Consider the following 19,829-nt stretch of genomic DNA (forward strand, 5'->3'; position numbering starts at 1 on the left):
GCATTGGGGAACTACACATGTTGAAAAGGCTTAAGTCATTTCTATTTAAAATGGTGTTGATATTGCTGATCGCCCCAGTCGTTTTGGTTGGTTTGGTGAAATATGTCGATCCACCAATATGGGGATGGAAGTTAAGCCGCATTGTTGCGCCACCAAAGAACTATCCAGACAATAGTCAACACGAATGGGTATCCTTGTCGCGCATTTCAAAAAATATGCAGTTAGCGGTGATTGCGACCGAAGATCAAAAATTCCCTCATCATTATGGTGTCGATTTCGAATCGCTATTCGACGTGATTTCCGAGGCTGGTGATAATGGTCCGTCGAGAGGCGCGAGCACCATTACCCAACAAGCCGCGAAAAATGTGTTTTTGTTTCCGTCTCACTCCTACGTTCGCAAGGCTTATGAGCTTTACTTTGCTTTGCTGATGGAGCTGATGTGGAGCAAAGAGCGCATTCTCGAAGTGTATCTAAATGTGGTTGAATTTGGTCCCGGTATTTACGGCGCTGAAGCGGCGGCGCAGAATTATTTTGGTGTCAGTGCAAAGCAACTCTCGAAGTGGCAAGCAGCGCGTTTAGCCGTGGTGTTGCCAAATCCATATCGAATCAAAGTCTATCCACAAAGTGATTACACTGCTCGCCGCACAAGATGGGCGATGAATCAAATGAGCAATCTTGGCAGCGTGCAACTTTAACTCCCTCAATCTATTGCGCTTAAATAGAACTACGCCCCTATATCAATAAAATGTGAAGCGTCACAAGCTTTAGGGCGTAGCCTTTCAGAATGATGTGCTCAGTTTTTCATCCATTTACTATTAGTGTGAATAAAAATACAACACGAATACTGCGCCTATGCGCAACCAATGGACTGAACGATGAAACTGAATCTGATTACGACTACCTTATTGCTTGCATCGGCAAGTGCCATCGCCGAGCCAAACATCACCATTTCGACCACGACCAACAGCCGTGACTTTCCTTTAAATGCAGAGCAGCCTTTGGTTGTGCCCTTAACCAAAGATGGATACACGCTCAAAATTACGGGTGTTGAAGGCGACTGTGTCGCGCCTGATGGCCAGAAGGTCAAATTCAATAAACCTATCGCGCTGAACTGCGGAAAGCCAACGGAACTGCCGTTAAAAATCCGCTTTACTGGCGATTACTCTTTTGCTTTTGATGCGGAAGCGAAAACACTGCGCTTCAAGCGTGAACCTAAGAAAGCCGCGAAGACAGAATTCAAACGCCCAATCCCACAAGTGCAATGTGAGGTTTATCAAGGCGGCGAAGTCACCATTGCGCTGGGTGACAGTTTCCCCGATGGCACCAAGTTGCGTGATGCTTACTCTGGGCAAATGGTCGAAGTAAAAGATCAGCAAGTATCGCTGACGCCAAGCAAAGATTCAGGCGGGTTGGTGCTACTAGAGCCAGTGAAGAAAACCAAAGAAGCAGTATCGTTTGATTATCGCAATGCCAACATTTACTTCGTGATGGTCGACCGTTTCAAGAATGCTGATACGAGCAATGACAACAGCTATGGACGCAAGAAAGACGGCAAAGAAGAGATCGGCACCTTCCACGGCGGTGATCTAAAAGGCGTGATCGAAAAGCTAGATTACATCAAGAGCCTAGGTACAGATGCGATTTGGTTGTCGCCAATCGTTGAACAAGTGCACGGCTTTGTTAGCGGCGGCGATAGCGGCTCATTCCCATTCTACGCTTACCACGGTTACTGGACGCGTGACTTTACCAAGATTGATGAGAACTTCGGTAACGAAGCTGATCTGAAAAAGCTGGTGGAAGAGGCACACAAACGTGGCCTTAAAGTCTTGATGGACGCAGTAATCAACCACACCGGTTACTCAACGTTAGCCGATTTGCAATTTGACGGTATTGAGGTGTTAAAACCAAACGCTGATTTACCGAATAAGTGGGGTGACTGGCAACCAAAAGCGGGTGAAAATTGGCATAGCTATCACCAGAATATTGATTACCAGAGTCCAAACTGGTCGAAATGGTGGGGCGGTGACTGGGTAAGAACAGGTCTACCGGGATACCCAGCTCCGGGCAGCAGTGATATCACTATGTCATTGGCGGGTTTACCTGACTTTATCACCGAATCAGACAAAGCCGTGAAGCCCGCGCAGTGGCTATTGGATAACCCTGGTACTCGCGTAGAGGCGCGCGACAATTACACCGTCTCGGACTACCTAATTGAGTGGCAAACTGATTGGGTGAAACGCTTTGGCATTGATGGTTACCGTGTCGATACGGTGAAGCACGTTGAAGGCGATGTGTGGAAACGCTTGAAAGAAGAGGCTTCAAGCAGTCTTGAGCAGTGGCGCAAAGAGAATGGTAAGTCAGGTCAGCCATTCTGGATGATGGGTGAAGTATGGGGACATACCGCATATCGCAGTCCTTACTTTGAAGATGGCTTTGATGCGTTGATTAACTTCGACATGCAGAAGAAGTTAGACAAAGGCGCGGCGTGTTTCAGCCAAATGGCAGACACCTACCAAAGTTACGCAGATACTATCGCCAATGAAAAAGACTTCAACCCAGTGAGCTACATGTCTTCTCACGATACCGAGCTGTTCTTCTCTCGCTTCAAAGATTACGGCATGCAGCGTAACTCCGCGAATGCACTGCTTCTGAGCCCTGGTGCTGTTCAGGTTTACTATGGTGATGAAGTTGGTCGTAACATTGGTCCTTACGCGGACGATTTCCACCAAGGCACTCGTTCTGACATGGTGTGGAAGCTATCTGATGAGAAGCAAGCGCTGCTCAAACACTGGCAAACTCTTGGTCAGTTCCGTAAAGCGCACCCAGCGATTGGTGCGGGTCAGCATCAAGTAATTGAACAAGAAGGCGCGTACGTGTTCTCTCGCTCGCTTGGCAATGACAAAGTCGTTGTGGCGTTTGTAGGACGTGATAAGTAACTAAACGCTCTTTATGTCGATAAATAAAAAGCCCTTCCTTGAGTTATCAGGGAAGGGCTTTGTTGTTTTAGTTCGCCAGTTCTTGGTCGATGACTTTTTCTAGCTCGTCAAACGGCACATAGCCAGGAATAACTTGATCATTAATGATCAACGCAGGCGTGCCGCGTAAACCAAGTTGCGTGAAATACTGATAGTTTTTATCAAGCAACGCCTTGGTCTCTTTGTCGTCGACAAGCTGCGCTTCTGTCCCCGTTTTTTTCGCGATTTGATTTAAGGAACGTGCGTCATGTGCGCCCGGTTTTTTCACCAATAACTCATGCACTTGTTCGTACTTATCTCGCTGGTTTTGCCAAACATTTAATGCGTAACTTGCCGAGTTGTAGCCGTTTTTCTCGTATTGTTCTTTAAAAGAGACATTGAGGTTAAGCACTTTTACCTGCGGATATTCCTTACCAACTTTGACCAGCTCTCCTTCTAAACGTTTACAAAAAGGGCAGCTGTAGTCTGTTACGTTAATAATGGTTAACTCAGGGTTTTCAGCACCAAAAGAGGAATGTTTGCCATCACTTAGATATTGACGAACCTCCTTCAAGGTGTCGCCAAATGACTGTTGATACGCAATGTACTCTTGAAGGTTTTGGTGCAATGAATCAAGAATTTGAGGGTTATCTTTTAGTATCTGATTAACTTCCTCTAGCTTTTGTTCTGCGGTCTTTTCTGATGCGAAAGATACGGCAGATACGATAGCCATCGTTAACGCCAAAAGTGTACGAGTGAATGTCATAATATTTCCTAAAACTTTTAAATTTCGTTGTTTGTTATGTGAAGTGAATAAAATATGTACAAAAGTCAGGCAGAAAGGTCTCTCGCCTTGCTGGCTTTATTCTCTAAACACGCAAAGCTTTAGGTGAACCCGATACTTTTCCGGTATCGGTTCTGTGTATTCCAGATAGCGAATTGCTGTGGTTGTCATCGGCAGCGCCACAATCAAAGCAAACAGAAAAAATGGAATAAGAATATGATCAAACTGATGTTGGTACGCTTGAACCAACTTTTCTGAAAGGTCGCAAGATGGTGATAAATTCACGCTTTCATCTTGCTGACTCTGTATTTGGTGAGCCTTTGGGCAGCTTTTCGAGAAACCAGAATTTTGGCTTAAGCATATCATCACCACCCAAAGCACGAGGGCGAGTGTCCATTTGGCTATTTTATATTGTGAGCGTAACAATGGGTCGTATAGTCCTGTTAATTCTGGTTTATGCCGTTTACATATGACCGGACCATCCTAACCTAAATTTCGTGGCTGAATGTTACTTTCGAGTTAATCGATATTGCCTCAATGCCAAAGTATGAAGTACGTCATGAATGTTGTAGAAAGCAATATTCGTCAGAATCATTTTTTGAGTTGATGAAGAAGTCGTGAGCTATCGACATAGATTAATATACCTAATTGTTAGCACAAATTTTTATTATCTTTCAATTGTGATTGAAATCATAAAACAAAACTTCATAACTGAGTCGCGATAATGTTCGGCAGGCGGATTGATTTTGATCATCTCTCTAGCACATTATTCAGGTGAACATATGTGTTAAGTTCCACATGTGTAGGTAATGTTATGAAAATTCCTGTTCAAACTGAGCGTAAAGTTACACTGGGGTGCTACGTTGCTCTGGCGTTTGCGGTTGTGTTCTTTTCTGGCCTGATGCAATCTAGCGAATGGTACGGTGTATTCGACTTTACAACGCTCAATGGCTCTTTCGGCAAGGTGGCGTATGGTGTCACCGAAACGGCTGACGGTGTGCAAGTTGCAACAACGTCGCTTCGCGGTACTGGTGGTAGCGGTGCTCGTGACGGTTTCATTTTCGCACTTACTTTGATTCCAACTGTTATGTTCGCCTTAGGTATGATCAACGTACTTGAGCACTACGGTGCACTTGAAGCCGCTCGTAAGCTTCTTACTCCTCTACTACGTCCTCTAATGGGCATCCCTGGTAACTCTGGTCTGGCTTTAATTGCTTCTCTACAAAGTACCGATGCAGGTGCGGCTATGACGCGTCAACTAAAAGATGAAGGTCACCTAACTAAGCGTGAAACGGACGTATTTACCATGTTCCAGTTCACTGCGGGTGCAACCATCGTGAACTTCTTCTCATCGGGTGCGGTATTGTTCACGTTGACGATGGCTGACGGCTCTCTAGCAGTAACTTCTTCTATTGGTTTGGCGGTTGTGGTGATGTTCGCGTTTAAGATCATTGGTGCGAACCTGTTCCGTATCTACCTAAACATGACGGAAGGTAAAGAAGACAAGCAAGACCAAAACAAATCAGAGAACCTAAAAGAGGAGACGGCATAATGGGTGACGTTAAAGCGAAAAAACCAATGGTGACGGATATTTTCGTTGAAGGTGCTAAGAAAGGTTGGGTAATTGCGACTACCTCTACGGTTCCTAACGTATTAATGGCGTTCGTTATCATCAAAGCGCTGCAAATCACTGGTGCGCTGGATCTGATGGGCACTGTGTTTTCTCCAATCATGGCAGTGTTTGGTCTTCCGGGTGAAGCAGCAGCGGTATTGATCGGGGCTTGGATGTCGATGGGCGGCGCGGTTGGCGTAGTGATTACACTGTTTGACCAAGGTATCCTGAACGGCACGCACATTGCGATTCTTGCGCCTGCAATTTATCTAATGGGCTCTCAGGTTCAGTACATGGGTCGAATTATGGGACCTATCGGTACTGAAGGTCGTTATATCCCAATTATGATTGCGATTTCCGTATTGAACGCATTTGGCGCAATGCTAGTCATGAACTTGTTTGTTTAGGGGGCAATCATGCAGTTTTCTCTCAATGAATATCTCGAAGAACTTCGTCCTCTCATCAATGTCGATTGTGGCACGTACACGACTGATGGCATTGAGTTTATCGCTTCTCAATTTGAAGAGAAGTACCAAGCGATGTCAGGTTGGAGCGTAAAACGCATCGACTGTGGCAGAGCGGGCATCGGTCTTGAAGTTCGAAACAAGCCTGAGGCTGAGCAAGTTGACGTGATGCTGATTGGTCACATGGATACAGTGTTCCCTGTCGGCACCGCTGGATTACGTCCTATGTCTCAAGACGCTGACAAAGCGTACGGTCCGGGTGTCTCGGATATGAAATCTGGCTTGCTGAATATTGTGTACGCGATGCGTAACCTCGACCAAGCGGTGTTGGATAAACTGTCGATTTGTATCTGCATGAACCCAGACGAAGAAACTGGATCGTTAGATTCGGTCGACTGGATTCAATCTGTTGCAAAAAACGCGAAAAACGTATTGGTGGCAGAAGCAGCACGCGCAGACGGAGGTTTAGTCAAAGCGCGCAAAGGCATGGCGCGTTACAAAATCACGTTTAATGGCATTGCAGCCCACGCTGGCAACGAGCCAGAAAATGGCCGCAGTGCAATTACCGAGATGGCGAACTGGATTCTCGCAATCAATGCCATGACGAACTTCGAATCTGGCACCACATTAAACGTGGGTATTGTGTCTGGCGGTAACGGCGCAAACATCGTCCCTGAGCACGCTGAAGCGATCGTGGATGTGCGTTTCTGGAGTAATGAAGAATACGATGATGTCGATAGCAAGCTAAACGGCATGCTGGAAACACCATTCGTTGATGGCGTTAGCATCGAGTTGGTTCGTGAAGCTTACAAACCCTCTATGGTGCCAAGCACGCAAACTGAAAGCTTGATGGCATTAGTTGAAGAAGCAGCAAGTGAACTGTCTATTGACATCAACTGGAAAGAAGTGGGTGGCGGCTCTGATGCAAACAATACGGCAATTCTTGGCGTTCCAACTTTGGATGGTCTAGGACCTATCGGTGCAGGTTTCCACAGTGACCAAGAGTACTTGTTGCTTGAGTCTATCGAACCACGTATCAAAATGCTGATGCGTGTATTGGAGAAGATTGCTCAATAGGGCATTCTGCTTTTAAAGCTTGGTTCCCAAAGCTTTTGGCTTCAACCTTTTGGTTTGCAAAACTTTTTGTTTCCAAGGCAATAATCCCCGGACTTCGGTTTGGGGATTTTTCTATCTGTGTTTCACTTTACTATCATTTCTTGTTATTAATCTTGCGTTCAGGTTCGATTTATTAATATGTTGGACATAGTCATAAATTTCGGAGGCAACGATGACCACAACAATGTCTGTAAAATCGGCGCCGAAAGACGCCAAAGATCAAACGATGCAAGCGCCAGATGAGAAAACATTCTGGCGAAAAATGAAAGGGTCGGTTAAGAAAGCGGGTGAAGAAATTGCCGTAATGGGCATTAAATCATGGCTCGCGATGACAGATTCCAACACCTCTGTTCGCCACAAGGCAATCTTAGGTGGTGCGTTGGCTTACTTCGTCCTACCAACAGATATGGTGCCAGACGTGTTAGCAGGTGTCGGCTTTACCGATGACATGGCAGCGTTGACTCTAGCCGCGAACTCAGTCGGTAATGCCATCACTAAAGAACACGAAGCACAAGCCAGAGAAAAACTGAATTCGATGTCTGATTAAGTTGAAAGTTTATTTTACAGCACTAATAGCCATTTGTGCTGCTCGATAAAGTTTTCCAAATACCATAAGAAAAACGTTTCTAATAAACTTTGCAGACATATCTTCAATTGCTGTTACTGGTTTTCCAATAAACACCAGCATATGGCCTAACAGCCCTTTGACTTGTGATTCTCTTACTTTAGAAGCTTTAGCTACTTTTTCTATATTTCTGGCGAGTATATCATAAAATGTCATTCCAGTAGATACTGTGGCTTGGGCTGCTATTGCTGCAAACAAGCCAGTATCTTTTAATAAGGTTATTAATGCTGCTTGAATTCTTTCTGACCAATATTCTGTAAATGATGCTTGGTTTCTGTGCTCAAACTTAAATCTAGTAGGTGTATACAAGTACTTGTTAGATCTGACTTTTATTGCTCCCCACGTTTCGGAGTTAGCATTATCTAAATACCCTAAGCTTGTTTCGCTAGACATACTATGAGCATTTAAATTAAAGCCAGTACTAGCGTCTAAGCGGTACTCATCGCCATTATGTGGAGCATGAATAAATGGCCAGACAGGTACTTTAGGCACAGGATCTGCGCCGTGAGTACAGCGGTATACTTTGTCGTTGCTTTTACTAGATTTACGGGAATATTGTTCTAAACCAACTCTAGGTGCGCCAAAAGTATATAAATTCACTCTTAATGAATATTCTTCTCTCAGCCAATCAGAACATAATGAAGCCAGAGCTCCTCCTAAGCTATGCCCAACACAATGAATACGGTTAGGTAAATTTTGGCATTGCTGTAAATATTGTTTTATGCTTGGTTTGATACTTGAAAATGAATTAATAAATCCAGCATGAGCGATAGAGCCATTTGGAGAGCCTTTAAGGCCGACATTTAGGTTGGTTACCCAATCATTGGCGTTTTGCGTCCCTCTAATGGAAATTACTAAATCTCCCTTATATTTTCCTTTCCCAATACCAATTACCGCAAATGCTTCAGATGTTCTCATTACACCAGGTACCACTTTTCTAAACAATGGTATACGATCTAATCCTGTGATGCCTCCAGTTCGGCCACTAAAAACATCTTGCTGCGAAAATGCAAAGTGTTTTTCAAAACCTCCTTGTCCCCTAAACGCTAGTCTCCCTTGTCCCTGGTATACTCCATACGGTATGTTCGCGATCTCTGATGCAAGTTTTGGTGTTAAAGACGGCATTATGTATCCTCCGTAAACTCTGTTTTATATAAAAATCCATTTAAATTGCAGTTGCTAATAACCATTAGATCTCGAGCACTTTCTAGATTGATATTTTTGAAAAAATATCGGAATTCTTTATTTTTAAGCTCACAGTAAAGGTTATTTAAGTTATCTTTTATAAATATAGGCGGTGAAACGTAGCTTAACTGAGACTCCCAAATGTACTTCTTTTCTTCATTTATATAGGTATATATTCCGATATATGAATATGTTTGATTCAAAGCTGATTCTTTAAACCTTTGAGAATGTATGACTGGCTTAAAGTGAAATTCACCTAACTCATTAGTAATTGAACTCCTTTTGTAAGCATTCTTTAAAAAATTAGCTTCTAAGTAAACGGTTAAATTTTTTAGAGGTCTTTGGTCAAGAACTAAAGTACCTTTTATCTCTGGGCTTAATGTATATTTAAATTTCTTAAAAAAATCGAACATACTTTCGTTGAAACCTAATGCAAGTATTGGAAATGAGAATATGAATAAAAAAAGACTATTTTTAAACATGAAATTATGATGTATGTATCTTAGTACCAACTTAATTATCAGACTACTATCTATCGCGATTTGGTTTTGAACTTTAATTTGATAATGGAATTTGTATCTCTATATGATGAAAATGTCCCTTATATCATTTTCAAAGTGATAAACATAGGCGAGTTATCTTAACCCTGTAGATGAACTAATATAGAATCTAACTACTTACCGATTAGTAATTGAAACAACCTCGGGGGACGAGAGTTTTATCTAAACCTTTTTGATTTCGGGTTAATTGGAAACAAAAAACCACCTTAGAGTAAGGTGGTTTTTGCTTAGACAGGATAATTTAACTTGGAAGGGTTTATGCTTCCGTGCGCTTCAGGTGCACTTCTTCTTCGGCAACGCCTGCCATTGGGTCGTTGAAGCGAGCTTGATCCAATGCGCCTTCTGATTTCGCAACGATGACGGTTACTGCACTGTCACCAGTGATATTTACCGCGGTACGAATCATATCAAGAAGACGGTCAACACCCATGATGAGCGCGATACCTTCAAGCGGCAGACCAACTTGGTTCAATACCATAGCAAGCATGACAAGACCCACACCAGGAACACCTGCGGTACCGATAGACGCCAGAGTTGCCGTCATGATAACCATTAGGTAATCGCCCATAGTTAAATCAATATTGAAAGCTTGAGCAATAAACGCAGTTGCTACGCCTTGCATGATCGCCGTACCGTCCATGTTCACGGTTGCACCAAGTGGTACTGTGAACGATGATACACGGTTCTCAACACCCATGCGGTGCTTTGCTGTTTCCATTGTCACTGGAATCGTCGCGTTCGATGATGCTGTAGAAAAAGCAAACATGATCGCGTCTTCCATCTTGCGTAGGAACGTAATTGGGTTTAGACCTGTGAAACCTTTTAACATTAAGCTGTAAGTAACTAGACCGTGTAGGACAAGCGTACCAGCCAGTACTAAGAAGTACTCTGCCAGATTGACGATCGCGCCCAGACCAAGACCAGTAAATAGCTTCGCCATTAAGAAGAACACCCCATAAGGCGCCAAGTTCATCAAAATCGCGACCAGTTTCATGATCACTTCATTCAGATCAGAGAAGAATGCTGCGATGCGTTCGCCTGGTTTACCCGCTGCACTGATCGCGATACCGAATAGCACGGCGAACACGATAACTTGCAGAGTTTTACCTTCTGCCATTGCGCTGATTGGGTTGGTCGGGAACATATCGATGATCACCTGACCTAAAGATGGCGCTTCGGCTGATTTGAATGAACTTGCTGCCGTTAGATCTGCCCCTGCCCCTGGCTGGAATAGAGTACCCATAGTTAGAGCAAGCGTAATCGCGATAGCCGTTGTCGTAACGTAGAAAGCGAGGGTTTTACCGCCCATGCGACCCAGTGTAGAGAGGTCTTTGAGAGAGCTAGTACCACAAACTAACGAAACAAATACTAGCGGTACAACAAGCATTTTTAAGCTGGCAACGAAGATCTGTCCACCAACTTCGAATAATCCATTAACAATGTATGCGTCGACAAATCCGTTGTCGGCAAAAAGTGTGCGAATTGCAAATCCTGTCAAGATACCCGCAACCATACCTAAAATTACGCGGCTGGTAAGCGACATCGGTTTCTTGGTATTCATGAGAACACTCCTTATAGTTATGCACCTTGAGTTCACTTCAAAGCGGCGAGCAGATTAGCAGCGGAGTGAGAAAATACGAAAGAATAATCCTCTAAATGGTTAATAGATGTGAACTTTATCACTAATAAAAATGGGATTTTAACCAAATATTAACGAATTGGCCGGATTAAAAGTTTGTATTTTAACACTTTTATCGAATATACAACCGATAACAAAGAGGATTTACAATAAATTTTAATAAGAGATAGAGTGCATACTCTCTTTGAGTGGATGCATTTCTGCATAACTATTTAAGTTGTATTCAGACTAGCGGTCGCTTCTTTAGCGATACTTTAGTATTGAGTGTTCATCAGAGCCAACGAACCTTTTATGCTTTCATATTTGTCAACTCAATGATGGTTGGCAAGTGTAGTTAGTTGGAGGTGATCCCAGCTCCAATAACTTTGACTGGTATTTTTAATCCCTCCAACCCAATAGCATTGTTTCGCTCGTATTAAACCCTCCAAACACTGCTTGCCAGCCTCAGTGATACGGACGCTTTGTTCCCACCAGTGCCTTTCACGTGACTCAATCGTGATCAAAGGTGTTTGACACTGTGCTAGAGGGAGGAGTAACGCGTAAAACATCACGTCTCCTAGGTAAGGAAGAGGTTCTAGTTGTTGATATTGCTCAAACCAATCTTTGATGGGAATTGAACGATTTTGCGAGCTCAAGACCTTTAGTGCGAGGTGTTGTGTCAAGCTCAATCCAGTTTGTGAATTAGGTAACTCTTGCAAATGGCGTTTAAGCACGTTGAATATATTGGGCAAGCAATCCAGGTTATGCTGCTGAATCAAATTAACTATGGAAATAGGTGTCGGTGATGTAATAGCGTGCCAACACCGTTTAGCCTGACTGAATAATTTTGCTGTCACAGGTTTACGATATCGCCAACAAGAACGAATAGCTTCTTCAGGCAACTGCCCAAAGCCGATGAATCGCTCAGTACCCGGAAACTGGTTCAACTCAATGATCTCTATCACTTTGTTCTCTACATTCTCTAACAGTGTTAGAGCACGAATTAGCATCAATTGATCATAGCTGTCATGTTCGACCCAAAAGACGATTCGTTCAAATACATCACTTTGCAACAGATCGAGGTTTGATTGTTCCAATGTGACTATATCTTGAACCGAGTCTTCACGCTTCATCACAGGCAGCAGAGTCTCTACGACATATTGGGCACGAATGGCAAGGAAGTTCTGTGGTGTTGCTGGTATGGGGCCAATACAAAGCGGATCGATCAGGGCTAAAAATGTCCCTTCAAATCCGCTGGCTTTAAGTTGTTGTTGAATGTCGTGGCCACAACGAACGTGTAGCGTTTTTACTTTCGCATCTAGGGGCGGTTTTTGTTCTTTGATGGCTCGTTTGTGCGCTTCTAGCTCTTCGACATGAGCTTTTAGTTTACTCCAACTGGATAAGCCCAGTTCTCTTGCGAGTGCATGTTGAACGTCAGCCAATTGAATTGTATTGGGAGTCAATGACTCTGGTTTGGAGTGACATCGCTTAACTAACTCCAACGTAGCGTCATCGTATAGGCGGATAGCTTTGAGCCTTTTTTTAGCAATGGATTTTTGCTGATTGATATTGATCGAGAAGCTATTTGTAGAGTTCATATTTCACCTTTCTTATTTCTTCCACACTCGCCTAAATAGAAGCTAAAAAGAAGGTAAAAACAGATTGTGCCTGCTAAACCAAGCAGGTGAGGATATTGCCGTGAACCGAGTTCTTTCCGCGAGTGTTGGGTGCTTTAGGCATGAGCAGAGTGATAGTAGGTGGTCGCTATCCTTCGTGCAACCTTTTGTGAGAGTGTAGCGTCACAAAATGGCCGTTTCTCTATATTTAGGGAGAATCAATAGGCGATAACACTAGCGATTCAACTCAATACCACTGTCGCTAGGCTCGAGTTTCTACACTTTTGAGTAAAGTACGATAAAGCGCTTGAGTCGCAGGACCACTTTTGGCTCCTTTGGGCAAAGTGAGGTGCAGCGCAACTTGATATTGATGGGAGTGTTCGATCTCCAATACTTTAATTTTATCGCTCTTGCGGGCTGCGACTAAGTGCGCTGGTAGCCGACAAAATCCAGCGCCTTGCTCTACGGCGTGAAAAGCGTGGTCGAAGTTATCGACGGTAATACGCTGACGTGCGCGTAACCAACCCACATCTCTTTTCGTTTTGTCTGAATCACCTAAGTCACGGATGACAATTTGGCTGGTGGTTGCAAAATCGTCGATGGAAACATGCGGCTTTTTAGCGAGTGGATGGTGTGCTGCGATTACAGGCAGCATGGTTGTTACGCCAAATGCTTCGGCAGGGTAGTTGGTTATCGGTAAGTTGATGATTGCGATGTCAGCGAGCTCATTTACGACCATTTCGGTTGTTTTGCTCAGTGACGTTTCAACCACTTGAACGGAGGTCGTGTTGTTGTCCTCCAAAAATTGACTGAGTGGTGCATAAAGCCAACAAGGGTCACAAAGATGATCTACTGCGATCGTGATTTGAGATTCCACCCCACTTTTTAACTGCTCGCTGATGACTTCTAGTTCCCGCGCTTGTTCAAGCATGGATTGTGCACGACGCAGTATGGTTTTGCCGTGCTCTGTCAAACCCGCTTTGCGCCCTCGTACTTCGATAAGTTGAATACCAAGTTGGTCTTCTAACTTCCTCACCGAGTAGATCAATGTGGTATGGCTCTTGTTGAGCAGTAAAGCTGCGGATTGAATGCTGCCTTCTTGATTAATCGCTTGTAGCGTTTGCCATTGTTCTAAGGTCGTTTTTAGTCTCATGAGTCAATTTTTTAGACAGTTAATGGCAAAATTATGAACTTTTCTGTCAGTTTTATAAAGGTAATAATCTTGTCATCGAAAACGAGTCAATAAGAAGAGGAGACTCAAGATGGCGAAATTATTGCAAGTTGATTTTGAATTTCATGGTCCGTTTGGTGACGAGATGTCGAATGATCTGGTCGACTTAGCTAAGTCGATTAACCAAGAGCCGGGCATGATTTGGAAAATCTGGACGGAAAGCGAAAAAGACAAACTCGGTGGTGGTATCTATCTTTTTGAAGATGAAGCCACGGCGCAAGCTTATCTCGAAATGCATGCCGCACGCTTACGAAAAATGGGCGTAGTCGAAGTACGAGGTCAAATTTTCGATATCAATGTGCCGTTAACGACGCTCAATCAAGGGCCTATTAGAGGATAAGGAGATGATGACCAACCGCACTTTTCTAACCGTTCATGGTGTCGTATATACGGTATTCGCTTTTGCGTTGTTTTTTGTACCAACCATAATGTGGCCGATGTATGGAGTACAAATTAACGACCAGTACGCGCTGTTTTTATCGCAGCATACTTCGATCTTTTTAGGTGGAATCGCAGCGGTGAGTTTGATGTTACGTAATGTGGAATCAGGGCATACTGCGAAACATCTGTTTAAAGCATTATTGATTACTAATGGCTTAGGGGCAGTGATTACTACCTATGCCGGCATTATCGGAGTATTTGTCGGTTTTGGTTGGAGTGACCCAATATTCTTTGTCTTGCTTAGTTTGATTACGTACAAGCAATTAAGAGTGCAATAGAAAAAGCCCTGCTGTTTCTAGCAGGGCTTTGTCATATTTGGTTTAATTAGCGATCTAAATTCAACTTATGATTCGCTTTTGTACGCGTAGTTATAGTAGCCGTATCCATAGCCGTATGAGTTAGATGCCTTTTTCTCAACTGCATTGAGAATCACACCTTTAACTTCAACGCCTGATTGCTCGAAGCGACCTTGCGCGACTTCAATCTCCTTCAAAGTCGTTTGATCAAAACGAGCGACCATCAGAGTTGTTCCTGCAAGCGCGCCAACAATGCTTGGGTCGGTAACTGCGAGTACAGGCGGTGTATCGATGATGACTAGATCGTATTGTGCAGACATCTCGTCAACAAAGCTCTTGAAGCGAGGGTGCATAAGAAGTTCTGACGGATTTGGTGGTACTTGGCCGCGAGTCACAACATCTAAATTATCAATGGATGTAGATTTAATGATGTTGCTAAGGGATGTCTTACCGCTCAAGTAATCAGAAAGACCGTTGTCCCAACGTAGACCGAAGCATTGCTGCAAATAACCTTTACGCATATCCGCATCAATAAGCAGCACTTTCTGACCGGTTTTCGCAGCGACGGCCGCAAAGTTGGTCGATACAAATGTTTTGCCGATAGATGGTGCAGGACCTGAAATCATAAGAACGTTATTCTTCGCTTCCATCATTGCAAAGTGCAAGCTAGTGCGAAGACTACGTAGAGCCTCAATGGAAAGATCGGCTGGGTTAGCTTCCGCTAGAAGGACTAGCTCATTGTTGCTGCCTTTGTTGCGCTTAAGCTTGTTTGCAAATTCCAGTTGTTGAATAGATTTTGGAACGCTTGCGTAAACTGGCATGCCAATCTGTTCAATTTGATCTGGTGTTTCCACACCACGGTGGAATGCTGCACGAATTAATACGAAAGCAACGCCTGCCATACCGCCAAGCAGTGTTGCTAGCACAACGATAAGCGCTTTTTTCGGCTTAATTGGCTTAGAGAAAGATTGAGCGTTATCTAAGATTCGAACGTTGCCAACTGTTCCGGCTTTAATAATGTTGAGCTCTTGAACCTTGTTCAATAGTTGGATGTAGATTTGTTGGTTTACTTCTACATCGCGTGTCATACGTAGAACTTCACGCTGTGTTTTCGGTAACTTTTGAACTTGTTTATTAAGACGTTCTTTCTCTTTTAATAGTGTTTCACGTTTATCAAGTAGCGACTTATAAGCTGGGTGATCCTGTGTGAAGCGTTGGCTGATCTCACTTTCTTTGAATGTAAGCTCATTTAGCTGTGCTTCTAACTCAACCATTACTTTCAGCGTTGACTGAGCTTCAAGGCCTAAGTCGATAGATTCATTTTCTTGACGGAACCGATTTAAAACGTCTTCAGAAGCGGTCAGTTTTGTTTTGATGTCTGGGAGGTGACCTTTCAAGAACTCGAGGCTTTGCTCTGCCTCTGCAGAATTTCTTTGAACGTTTTGTAAGAAGTAGTTTTGGCTAATGTCGTTCAAGATATCTTGAATCTTAGCGCGGTCTTCACCAGAGAAGCTTAAAGATATAATCCCGGTTTGCTTACCACGTTCGCTAATCGATAAGTTTTCTTGAAGTTTATTAATTGCATCTAATTTACTGATTTTGCTGACCGTGAATGAGTCACCAGTTTGAGCCACAAGCTCAGTCGCCAAAAACTGGTATCCATTCTTCTCAAGCAGTTCACCAACTTTACCTTCTAGAATGACGTTATTGTCATCTTCTAAGAGCCTGAACGTCTGTTTTTCAGAATCAATAACTTCAAGAGTTAAAGGAACGCCAACTGCGTAAGAAGGAGCATTAAATCGTGAAACGCTCAGACTGATTTGCTCACCTTGTAGTCGAGCTAGGCCTTTACCAATAATTGGCATGTAGTTTGGAGAAACGACAGTCGTTAAGTTGAACTTATCAACAGTACCGCCCAAGATCATACGAGATTTGATGATCTCTATTTCTGTTGTCGCTGATGATTCTGCTGAAAACAGCTCTCCCATATCACCAACCATCGCTGAAATACCACCTGAACTCTTACTTTCGATTTGGATAAGAGCGTCAGCTTTATAGATAGGTGTTGATAGAATGGCAACGCCGACGCCTATAATCGAAAATAGGACTACGGTACATAGAATGAGCCATTTGGCATCGAGAATGATCCCAAATAACTTTCCCAAATCGATCTCATCGTCGGCTTGACGTGATTGCTTAATAGTTTGTGTTGTCATTACTTTAACTTCTTAAATACCTTGCCATTGGCGTTTATTTAGCCTTACGGCTTATAGTTTTTGAGACCACGCTTTTGCTGCTTTTTCTATAAGCGTATATGCATGTTCGAAAGCTTCTCTACTTTGTCTGTATGGATCAGGGATGTTTTGTTCATTTATCCACTGTCCAAACAGCATCGTTTTACCTCGTGCCTCAGGAGCGATTTTGGTTAAGGCTTCTAAATGACCTTTTTCCATAACCAATATCAGATCGTATTGAGCGCAAAGCTCAGGTGTTAATTGTCGTGCTTCGTGTCCATCTAAGCTTACGCTATGTTCGTTCGCGATAGTGGTTGCCATCTCGTCAGCAGCTTTTCCCGTTAGATGGCTCTTATCTACTGCGATTCCTGCTGATGCGACATGTTTGTTTGGTAGTAAAGACTGCAAAAGCCGCTCTCCTGTTGGAGAGCGGCAAATATTACCAACACAGACGACAAGAATATTAGAAAACAAATGCTTACCCTACTTTAAGTTGTATGCTTATGATCTCAACTAAATTGCTGGCTTCTTTATATTGCGCAATTGAGCTGAGTAGCTATCGATTACGTGCCGCAAGAGATAATTTTCTTGCGGCACGTTGTTTTACGGCCAAGTGCGTACTCGTAGTACACCTTCAGTTAGTTCATTAAAGCCGGAAATGGTTGGAACGAGCTGAGCAATCACACGATTCCAACGACTAACAGGTGCAGCCGTCACATAGACTATGTCGTAAGGGTTGAGATCAAACTCAGTACCAATCACCAAAGCAGAAGCGTCAGAAACATCTAGCTGATAAATGTCCGCCATTTTAGCTTCTTCTTTTGAACGTCTGATGACAAACACACCGGTAGCATCTGCGGAGATTTCACTGATACCACCAACGCTGCTAAGAGCCTCAGTAAGGCTCATGCCGCTACGATCAATTTTGAGTAATTTCGGATCGTTAACCTCGCCCATAACAAATACTTTTTGCGCATCGTTTCGAGGAATATGAACAATATCGCCAGGCTTTAGAAGGCGGTTTTGAGTTAAATCGCCTTGTTGCATCAGAGCATACAAAGAAACGTTTTCAACAACGCCATTGCGTGTCAGTGTCGCATTACGCCAATCAGCCTCGGCAGCCAGTCCGCCAGCTCTATTCACAGCATCTAGAAGTGTAAGGGGGATGTTTGTAATTGGTTGTTGTCCTGGCTTGTTAACTTCGCCAGTTACATAAGTCTTTTTAGAGCGAAATGCCGCAACGCTTACATCGACCTGTGGGCTCTCAATGTATTTTGCAAGGCGGCTTGCAATGTCTGCACGAATCTGACGTACGTTTTTGCCTTCAACATGTACGACACCTATGTAAGGGTAGAAGATCGTGCCATCCGAATGCACCCAGTTACCCGCTTCGGCTGAGCTTCGGTATGAGCCCGCTGGGATCGTTAGCTCTGGGTGATCCCAAATAGTGATATTTAGGATATCGCCAGGTCCTACTTCGTATTCATATTTTGCGATTTCAATATCTAACTCTGGGTTTGGTTTTGAAAAAGGGTCCACTGAATTTAAAGACGTTACGCGCTCCAAAGTTAAGGGATAAACGGTAACCTGAGACTCTATATCACTCGATTCAGTGCTCATGACTGTTTTGTCACTGACCGAAAGGTGGCTACCAGGCAAAGTACACCCTGTAAGAAGGATAGGAAGTACTGATATCCCCAAAAATTTATTAAATGTGTTCATTGGTTTATAACTACCGAAAGAAAGTTTGCCGACTGAAATTGATTCATTCTAATTGAACTGCATTTCATCAATATTGATGATTTACTGCAGTTTTAAGCCTTTAGAAAGCGAGTCCATTCAGAATTATTTGTGTAATAAACACTCCAAATGGCTGCTAGCGACTTAGAGCTCTTAGTTTCATTAATGAAGGTGTGAAAATCCGACCCACAAAAAATAGTCAACTATTATCCATCTGGTTGCAATAAAGGCAACAAGTTACTTGAAAAAATACTGACGAATACATGACAAAATTGTGTCTATTTAACGTTATTGAGATGAATGCATGATTTTGCACAAGCAAACAGGCAAGAATGTGAAAAAACTCATGCCAAAGTTGTATGCATCCTATTTACACTATATGCAACTGCCGTTATGCTTCCTGTTGCGGTCGGATATAACAACAAATATTGGAGCTAATTTTGAAAATCAAACTTTTAACGGCAAGTGTGGCAGCAGTCCTACTAGCAGGTTGTGGTAGTGACAGCGACCCTGAGGTAAAAAGATACTCAGTTCAGGCTTATGACCCAGCTGTTATCGGCATGAAAGTTCAAGCAGTATGTGGTGGTGAGACATACGACGCGATTGAAAATACAACAAACTATGAAGGTATGGTTGGTAAAGCGCGTTTTGAAAATATCAACGTTGTAAATGCGCCAGGTGATTGTGCTTTCGTATTAACGCACACAGAAGATAGTAAAGACGCGTCAAATGGCAAACCTATTACATCTGACTACAAAATCCCTCAAGGCCTAGCCCAGGCGGATTCATTGGTAACAGGCTCTCCATTTACGACTTTGGTTGCTAACTCTTTAAAAGATGGTGAAGTATACTCTTCTGATATCGCTGAAAAAGTATTCGAGAATTTGGGTATCGATATCAATGCAAGTGGTAAAACAGTTGACGAAATCCTTCGTGATACAGAATCTGTAGTAGCAGGACTTGGCAGTGAGGGTGGTAACAGCGCACTTGCTACTCAGCTAGTTGCAACAGCAAACGTTGTATCAGATATCATCAAAGCGAACCCAACAGCTTCGCCTGAAGCTGTAGCTGTTGCTGCAAAAGCAATCACAGAAGATGTAATCGCGGCGAACCCAAATTATCCTGAGAATGATTCAGGTGACGTTATCTACGTAACGATTCCAGCTGAAGATACTCAGAAAGTTGTTGCTGATGTACAAGAGGCTATCGATAACGACATTCCATTAGAAGATATCGAACCTGACGTACCACAAATTCCAGATGCGGAAGTCGGTGAGCCAATTGAACCTGAAGATCCACCGGGTCCAGGCACTGGCGCGACAGGCGGTAACTAAGCAAGTTTTTGCTGATAAA

19 protein-coding genes are annotated in these 19,829 nt (G+C 43.4%); 9 read left to right on the forward strand and 10 right to left on the reverse strand.

All coding sequences use genetic code 11. The features are described 5' to 3' along the window. Window positions 1–17: 17 nt before the first annotated feature. Window positions 18–695 carry a monofunctional biosynthetic peptidoglycan transglycosylase gene (gene mtgA, locus R7P67_RS01210; protein ID WP_062855380.1) on the forward strand — a complete coding sequence of 226 codons (678 nt, stop codon included), beginning with the start codon at window positions 18–20 and terminating at the stop codon, window positions 693–695. 180 nt (window positions 696–875) lie between these two features. Further along, window positions 876–2,936 carry an alpha-amylase gene (locus R7P67_RS01215; RefSeq protein WP_262653232.1) on the forward strand — a complete coding sequence of 687 codons (2,061 nt, stop codon included), beginning with the start codon at window positions 876–878 and terminating at the stop codon, window positions 2,934–2,936. Between the two features lie 67 nt (window positions 2,937–3,003). Here the strand turns inward: R7P67_RS01215 and R7P67_RS01220 are convergent, their stop codons facing one another. Together R7P67_RS01220 and R7P67_RS01225 are read right to left on the reverse strand one after the other, a co-directional pair. Continuing rightward, window positions 3,004–3,720: a DsbA family protein gene (locus tag R7P67_RS01220; protein ID WP_005384623.1), complete on the reverse strand. Its 717-nt coding sequence runs from the start codon at window positions 3,718–3,720 to the stop codon at window positions 3,004–3,006. Between the two features lie 96 nt (window positions 3,721–3,816). Further along, the gene (locus R7P67_RS01225; RefSeq protein ID WP_049872671.1) at window positions 3,817–4,104 is read right to left on the reverse strand and encodes a hypothetical protein; all 288 of its coding nucleotides are present in this window, start codon (window positions 4,102–4,104) and stop codon (window positions 3,817–3,819) included. Between the two features lie 448 nt (window positions 4,105–4,552). Between R7P67_RS01225 and R7P67_RS01230 the strand changes: the two genes are divergently transcribed. From R7P67_RS01230 to R7P67_RS01245, 4 genes are all read left to right on the forward strand, one after another. Continuing rightward, complete coding sequence (locus R7P67_RS01230; protein WP_005374846.1) at window positions 4,553–5,290, forward strand: nucleoside recognition domain-containing protein; 738 nt, start codon at window positions 4,553–4,555, stop codon at window positions 5,288–5,290. Beyond that, window positions 5,290–5,757, forward strand: a complete 468-nt coding sequence (locus R7P67_RS01235) for a YjiG family protein (RefSeq protein ID WP_053303905.1) — start codon at window positions 5,290–5,292, stop codon at window positions 5,755–5,757. Before R7P67_RS01230 ends, R7P67_RS01235 begins: the two co-directional genes overlap by 1 nt. A gap of 9 nt (window positions 5,758–5,766) precedes the next feature. Then, entirely contained in the window at window positions 5,767–6,891 is a 1,125-nt protein-coding gene (locus R7P67_RS01240) for a M20 family metallopeptidase (RefSeq protein ID WP_024702187.1), read from the forward strand. Between the two features lie 211 nt (window positions 6,892–7,102). Beyond that, on the forward strand, window positions 7,103–7,477 hold the full coding sequence (locus tag R7P67_RS01245) for a YkvA family protein (RefSeq protein ID WP_262637806.1): 375 nt from the start codon (window positions 7,103–7,105) through the stop codon (window positions 7,475–7,477). Between the two features lie 9 nt (window positions 7,478–7,486). On the opposite strand, the gene R7P67_RS01250 is transcribed toward R7P67_RS01245, so the two are convergent. From R7P67_RS01250 to R7P67_RS01270, 5 genes are all read right to left on the reverse strand, one after another. Further along, on the reverse strand, window positions 7,487–8,680 hold the full coding sequence (locus R7P67_RS01250; RefSeq protein WP_064354965.1) for a lipase family protein: 1,194 nt from the start codon (window positions 8,678–8,680) through the stop codon (window positions 7,487–7,489). Further along, entirely contained in the window at window positions 8,680–9,153 is a 474-nt protein-coding gene (locus R7P67_RS01255) for a DUF6795 domain-containing protein (protein ID WP_232284613.1), read from the reverse strand. Before R7P67_RS01255 ends, R7P67_RS01250 begins: the two co-directional genes overlap by 1 nt. 403 nt (window positions 9,154–9,556) lie before the next feature. Continuing rightward, the gene (locus tag R7P67_RS01260; RefSeq protein ID WP_064354964.1) at window positions 9,557–10,861 is read right to left on the reverse strand and encodes a dicarboxylate/amino acid:cation symporter; all 1,305 of its coding nucleotides are present in this window, start codon (window positions 10,859–10,861) and stop codon (window positions 9,557–9,559) included. 389 nt (window positions 10,862–11,250) lie between these two features. After that, window positions 11,251–12,516: a DUF1835 domain-containing protein gene (locus R7P67_RS01265; protein WP_167415841.1), complete on the reverse strand. Its 1,266-nt coding sequence runs from the start codon at window positions 12,514–12,516 to the stop codon at window positions 11,251–11,253. A gap of 280 nt (window positions 12,517–12,796) precedes the next feature. Continuing rightward, the gene (locus tag R7P67_RS01270) at window positions 12,797–13,687 is read right to left on the reverse strand and encodes a LysR family transcriptional regulator (RefSeq protein WP_262651674.1); all 891 of its coding nucleotides are present in this window, start codon (window positions 13,685–13,687) and stop codon (window positions 12,797–12,799) included. A 109-nt stretch (window positions 13,688–13,796) separates the two neighbouring features. Between R7P67_RS01270 and R7P67_RS01275 the strand changes: the two genes are divergently transcribed. Continuing rightward, a complete protein-coding gene (locus R7P67_RS01275) occupies window positions 13,797–14,105 on the forward strand; it encodes a monooxygenase (RefSeq protein ID WP_262651676.1) in 309 nt (102 codons plus the stop codon). Window positions 14,106–14,112: 7 nt separating this feature from the next. Continuing rightward, window positions 14,113–14,484, forward strand: a complete 372-nt coding sequence (locus tag R7P67_RS01280; RefSeq protein ID WP_262651719.1) for a hypothetical protein — start codon at window positions 14,113–14,115, stop codon at window positions 14,482–14,484. Window positions 14,485–14,549: 65 nt separating this feature from the next. On the opposite strand, the gene R7P67_RS01285 is transcribed toward R7P67_RS01280, so the two are convergent. From R7P67_RS01285 to R7P67_RS01295, 3 genes are all read right to left on the reverse strand, one after another. After that, on the reverse strand, window positions 14,550–16,718 hold the full coding sequence (locus R7P67_RS01285) for a polysaccharide biosynthesis tyrosine autokinase (protein ID WP_005374875.1): 2,169 nt from the start codon (window positions 16,716–16,718) through the stop codon (window positions 14,550–14,552). A 51-nt stretch (window positions 16,719–16,769) separates the two neighbouring features. Next, entirely contained in the window at window positions 16,770–17,210 is a 441-nt protein-coding gene (locus R7P67_RS01290) for a phosphotyrosine protein phosphatase (protein WP_031780905.1), read from the reverse strand. Between the two features lie 129 nt (window positions 17,211–17,339). Then, window positions 17,340–18,458: a polysaccharide export protein gene (locus R7P67_RS01295; protein ID WP_017820139.1), complete on the reverse strand. Its 1,119-nt coding sequence runs from the start codon at window positions 18,456–18,458 to the stop codon at window positions 17,340–17,342. Window positions 18,459–18,916: 458 nt separating this feature from the next. On the opposite strand from R7P67_RS01295, the gene R7P67_RS01300 reads away from it, so the two are divergent. After that, window positions 18,917–19,810: a hypothetical protein gene (locus R7P67_RS01300; RefSeq protein ID WP_031780904.1), complete on the forward strand. Its 894-nt coding sequence runs from the start codon at window positions 18,917–18,919 to the stop codon at window positions 19,808–19,810. Window positions 19,811–19,829: the final 19 nt, after the last annotated feature.

Source organism: Vibrio sp. Vb0937, from assembly GCF_033338855.1.

Coding starts and splice junctions, on each gene's coding strand:
- mtgA (WP_062855380.1), top strand. CDS start 18: ATGTTGAAAAGGCTTAAGTCATTTCTATTTAAAATGGTGTTGATATTG.
- R7P67_RS01215 (WP_262653232.1), top strand. CDS start 876: ATGAAACTGAATCTGATTACGACTACCTTATTGCTTGCATCGGCAAGT.
- R7P67_RS01220 (WP_005384623.1), bottom strand. CDS start 3,720: ATGACATTCACTCGTACACTTTTGGCGTTAACGATGGCTATCGTATCT.
- R7P67_RS01225 (WP_049872671.1), bottom strand. CDS start 4,104: ATGATATGCTTAAGCCAAAATTCTGGTTTCTCGAAAAGCTGCCCAAAG.
- R7P67_RS01230 (WP_005374846.1), top strand. CDS start 4,553: ATGAAAATTCCTGTTCAAACTGAGCGTAAAGTTACACTGGGGTGCTAC.
- R7P67_RS01235 (WP_053303905.1), top strand. CDS start 5,290: ATGGGTGACGTTAAAGCGAAAAAACCAATGGTGACGGATATTTTCGTT.
- R7P67_RS01240 (WP_024702187.1), top strand. CDS start 5,767: ATGCAGTTTTCTCTCAATGAATATCTCGAAGAACTTCGTCCTCTCATC.
- R7P67_RS01245 (WP_262637806.1), top strand. CDS start 7,103: ATGACCACAACAATGTCTGTAAAATCGGCGCCGAAAGACGCCAAAGAT.
- R7P67_RS01250 (WP_064354965.1), bottom strand. CDS start 8,680: ATGCCGTCTTTAACACCAAAACTTGCATCAGAGATCGCGAACATACCG.
- R7P67_RS01255 (WP_232284613.1), bottom strand. CDS start 9,153: ATGTTCGATTTTTTTAAGAAATTTAAATATACATTAAGCCCAGAGATA.
- R7P67_RS01260 (WP_064354964.1), bottom strand. CDS start 10,861: ATGAATACCAAGAAACCGATGTCGCTTACCAGCCGCGTAATTTTAGGT.
- R7P67_RS01265 (WP_167415841.1), bottom strand. CDS start 12,516: ATGAACTCTACAAATAGCTTCTCGATCAATATCAATCAGCAAAAATCC.
- R7P67_RS01270 (WP_262651674.1), bottom strand. CDS start 13,687: ATGAGACTAAAAACGACCTTAGAACAATGGCAAACGCTACAAGCGATT.
- R7P67_RS01275 (WP_262651676.1), top strand. CDS start 13,797: ATGGCGAAATTATTGCAAGTTGATTTTGAATTTCATGGTCCGTTTGGT.
- R7P67_RS01280 (WP_262651719.1), top strand. CDS start 14,113: ATGACCAACCGCACTTTTCTAACCGTTCATGGTGTCGTATATACGGTA.
- R7P67_RS01285 (WP_005374875.1), bottom strand. CDS start 16,718: ATGACAACACAAACTATTAAGCAATCACGTCAAGCCGACGATGAGATC.
- R7P67_RS01295 (WP_017820139.1), bottom strand. CDS start 18,458: ATGAACACATTTAATAAATTTTTGGGGATATCAGTACTTCCTATCCTT.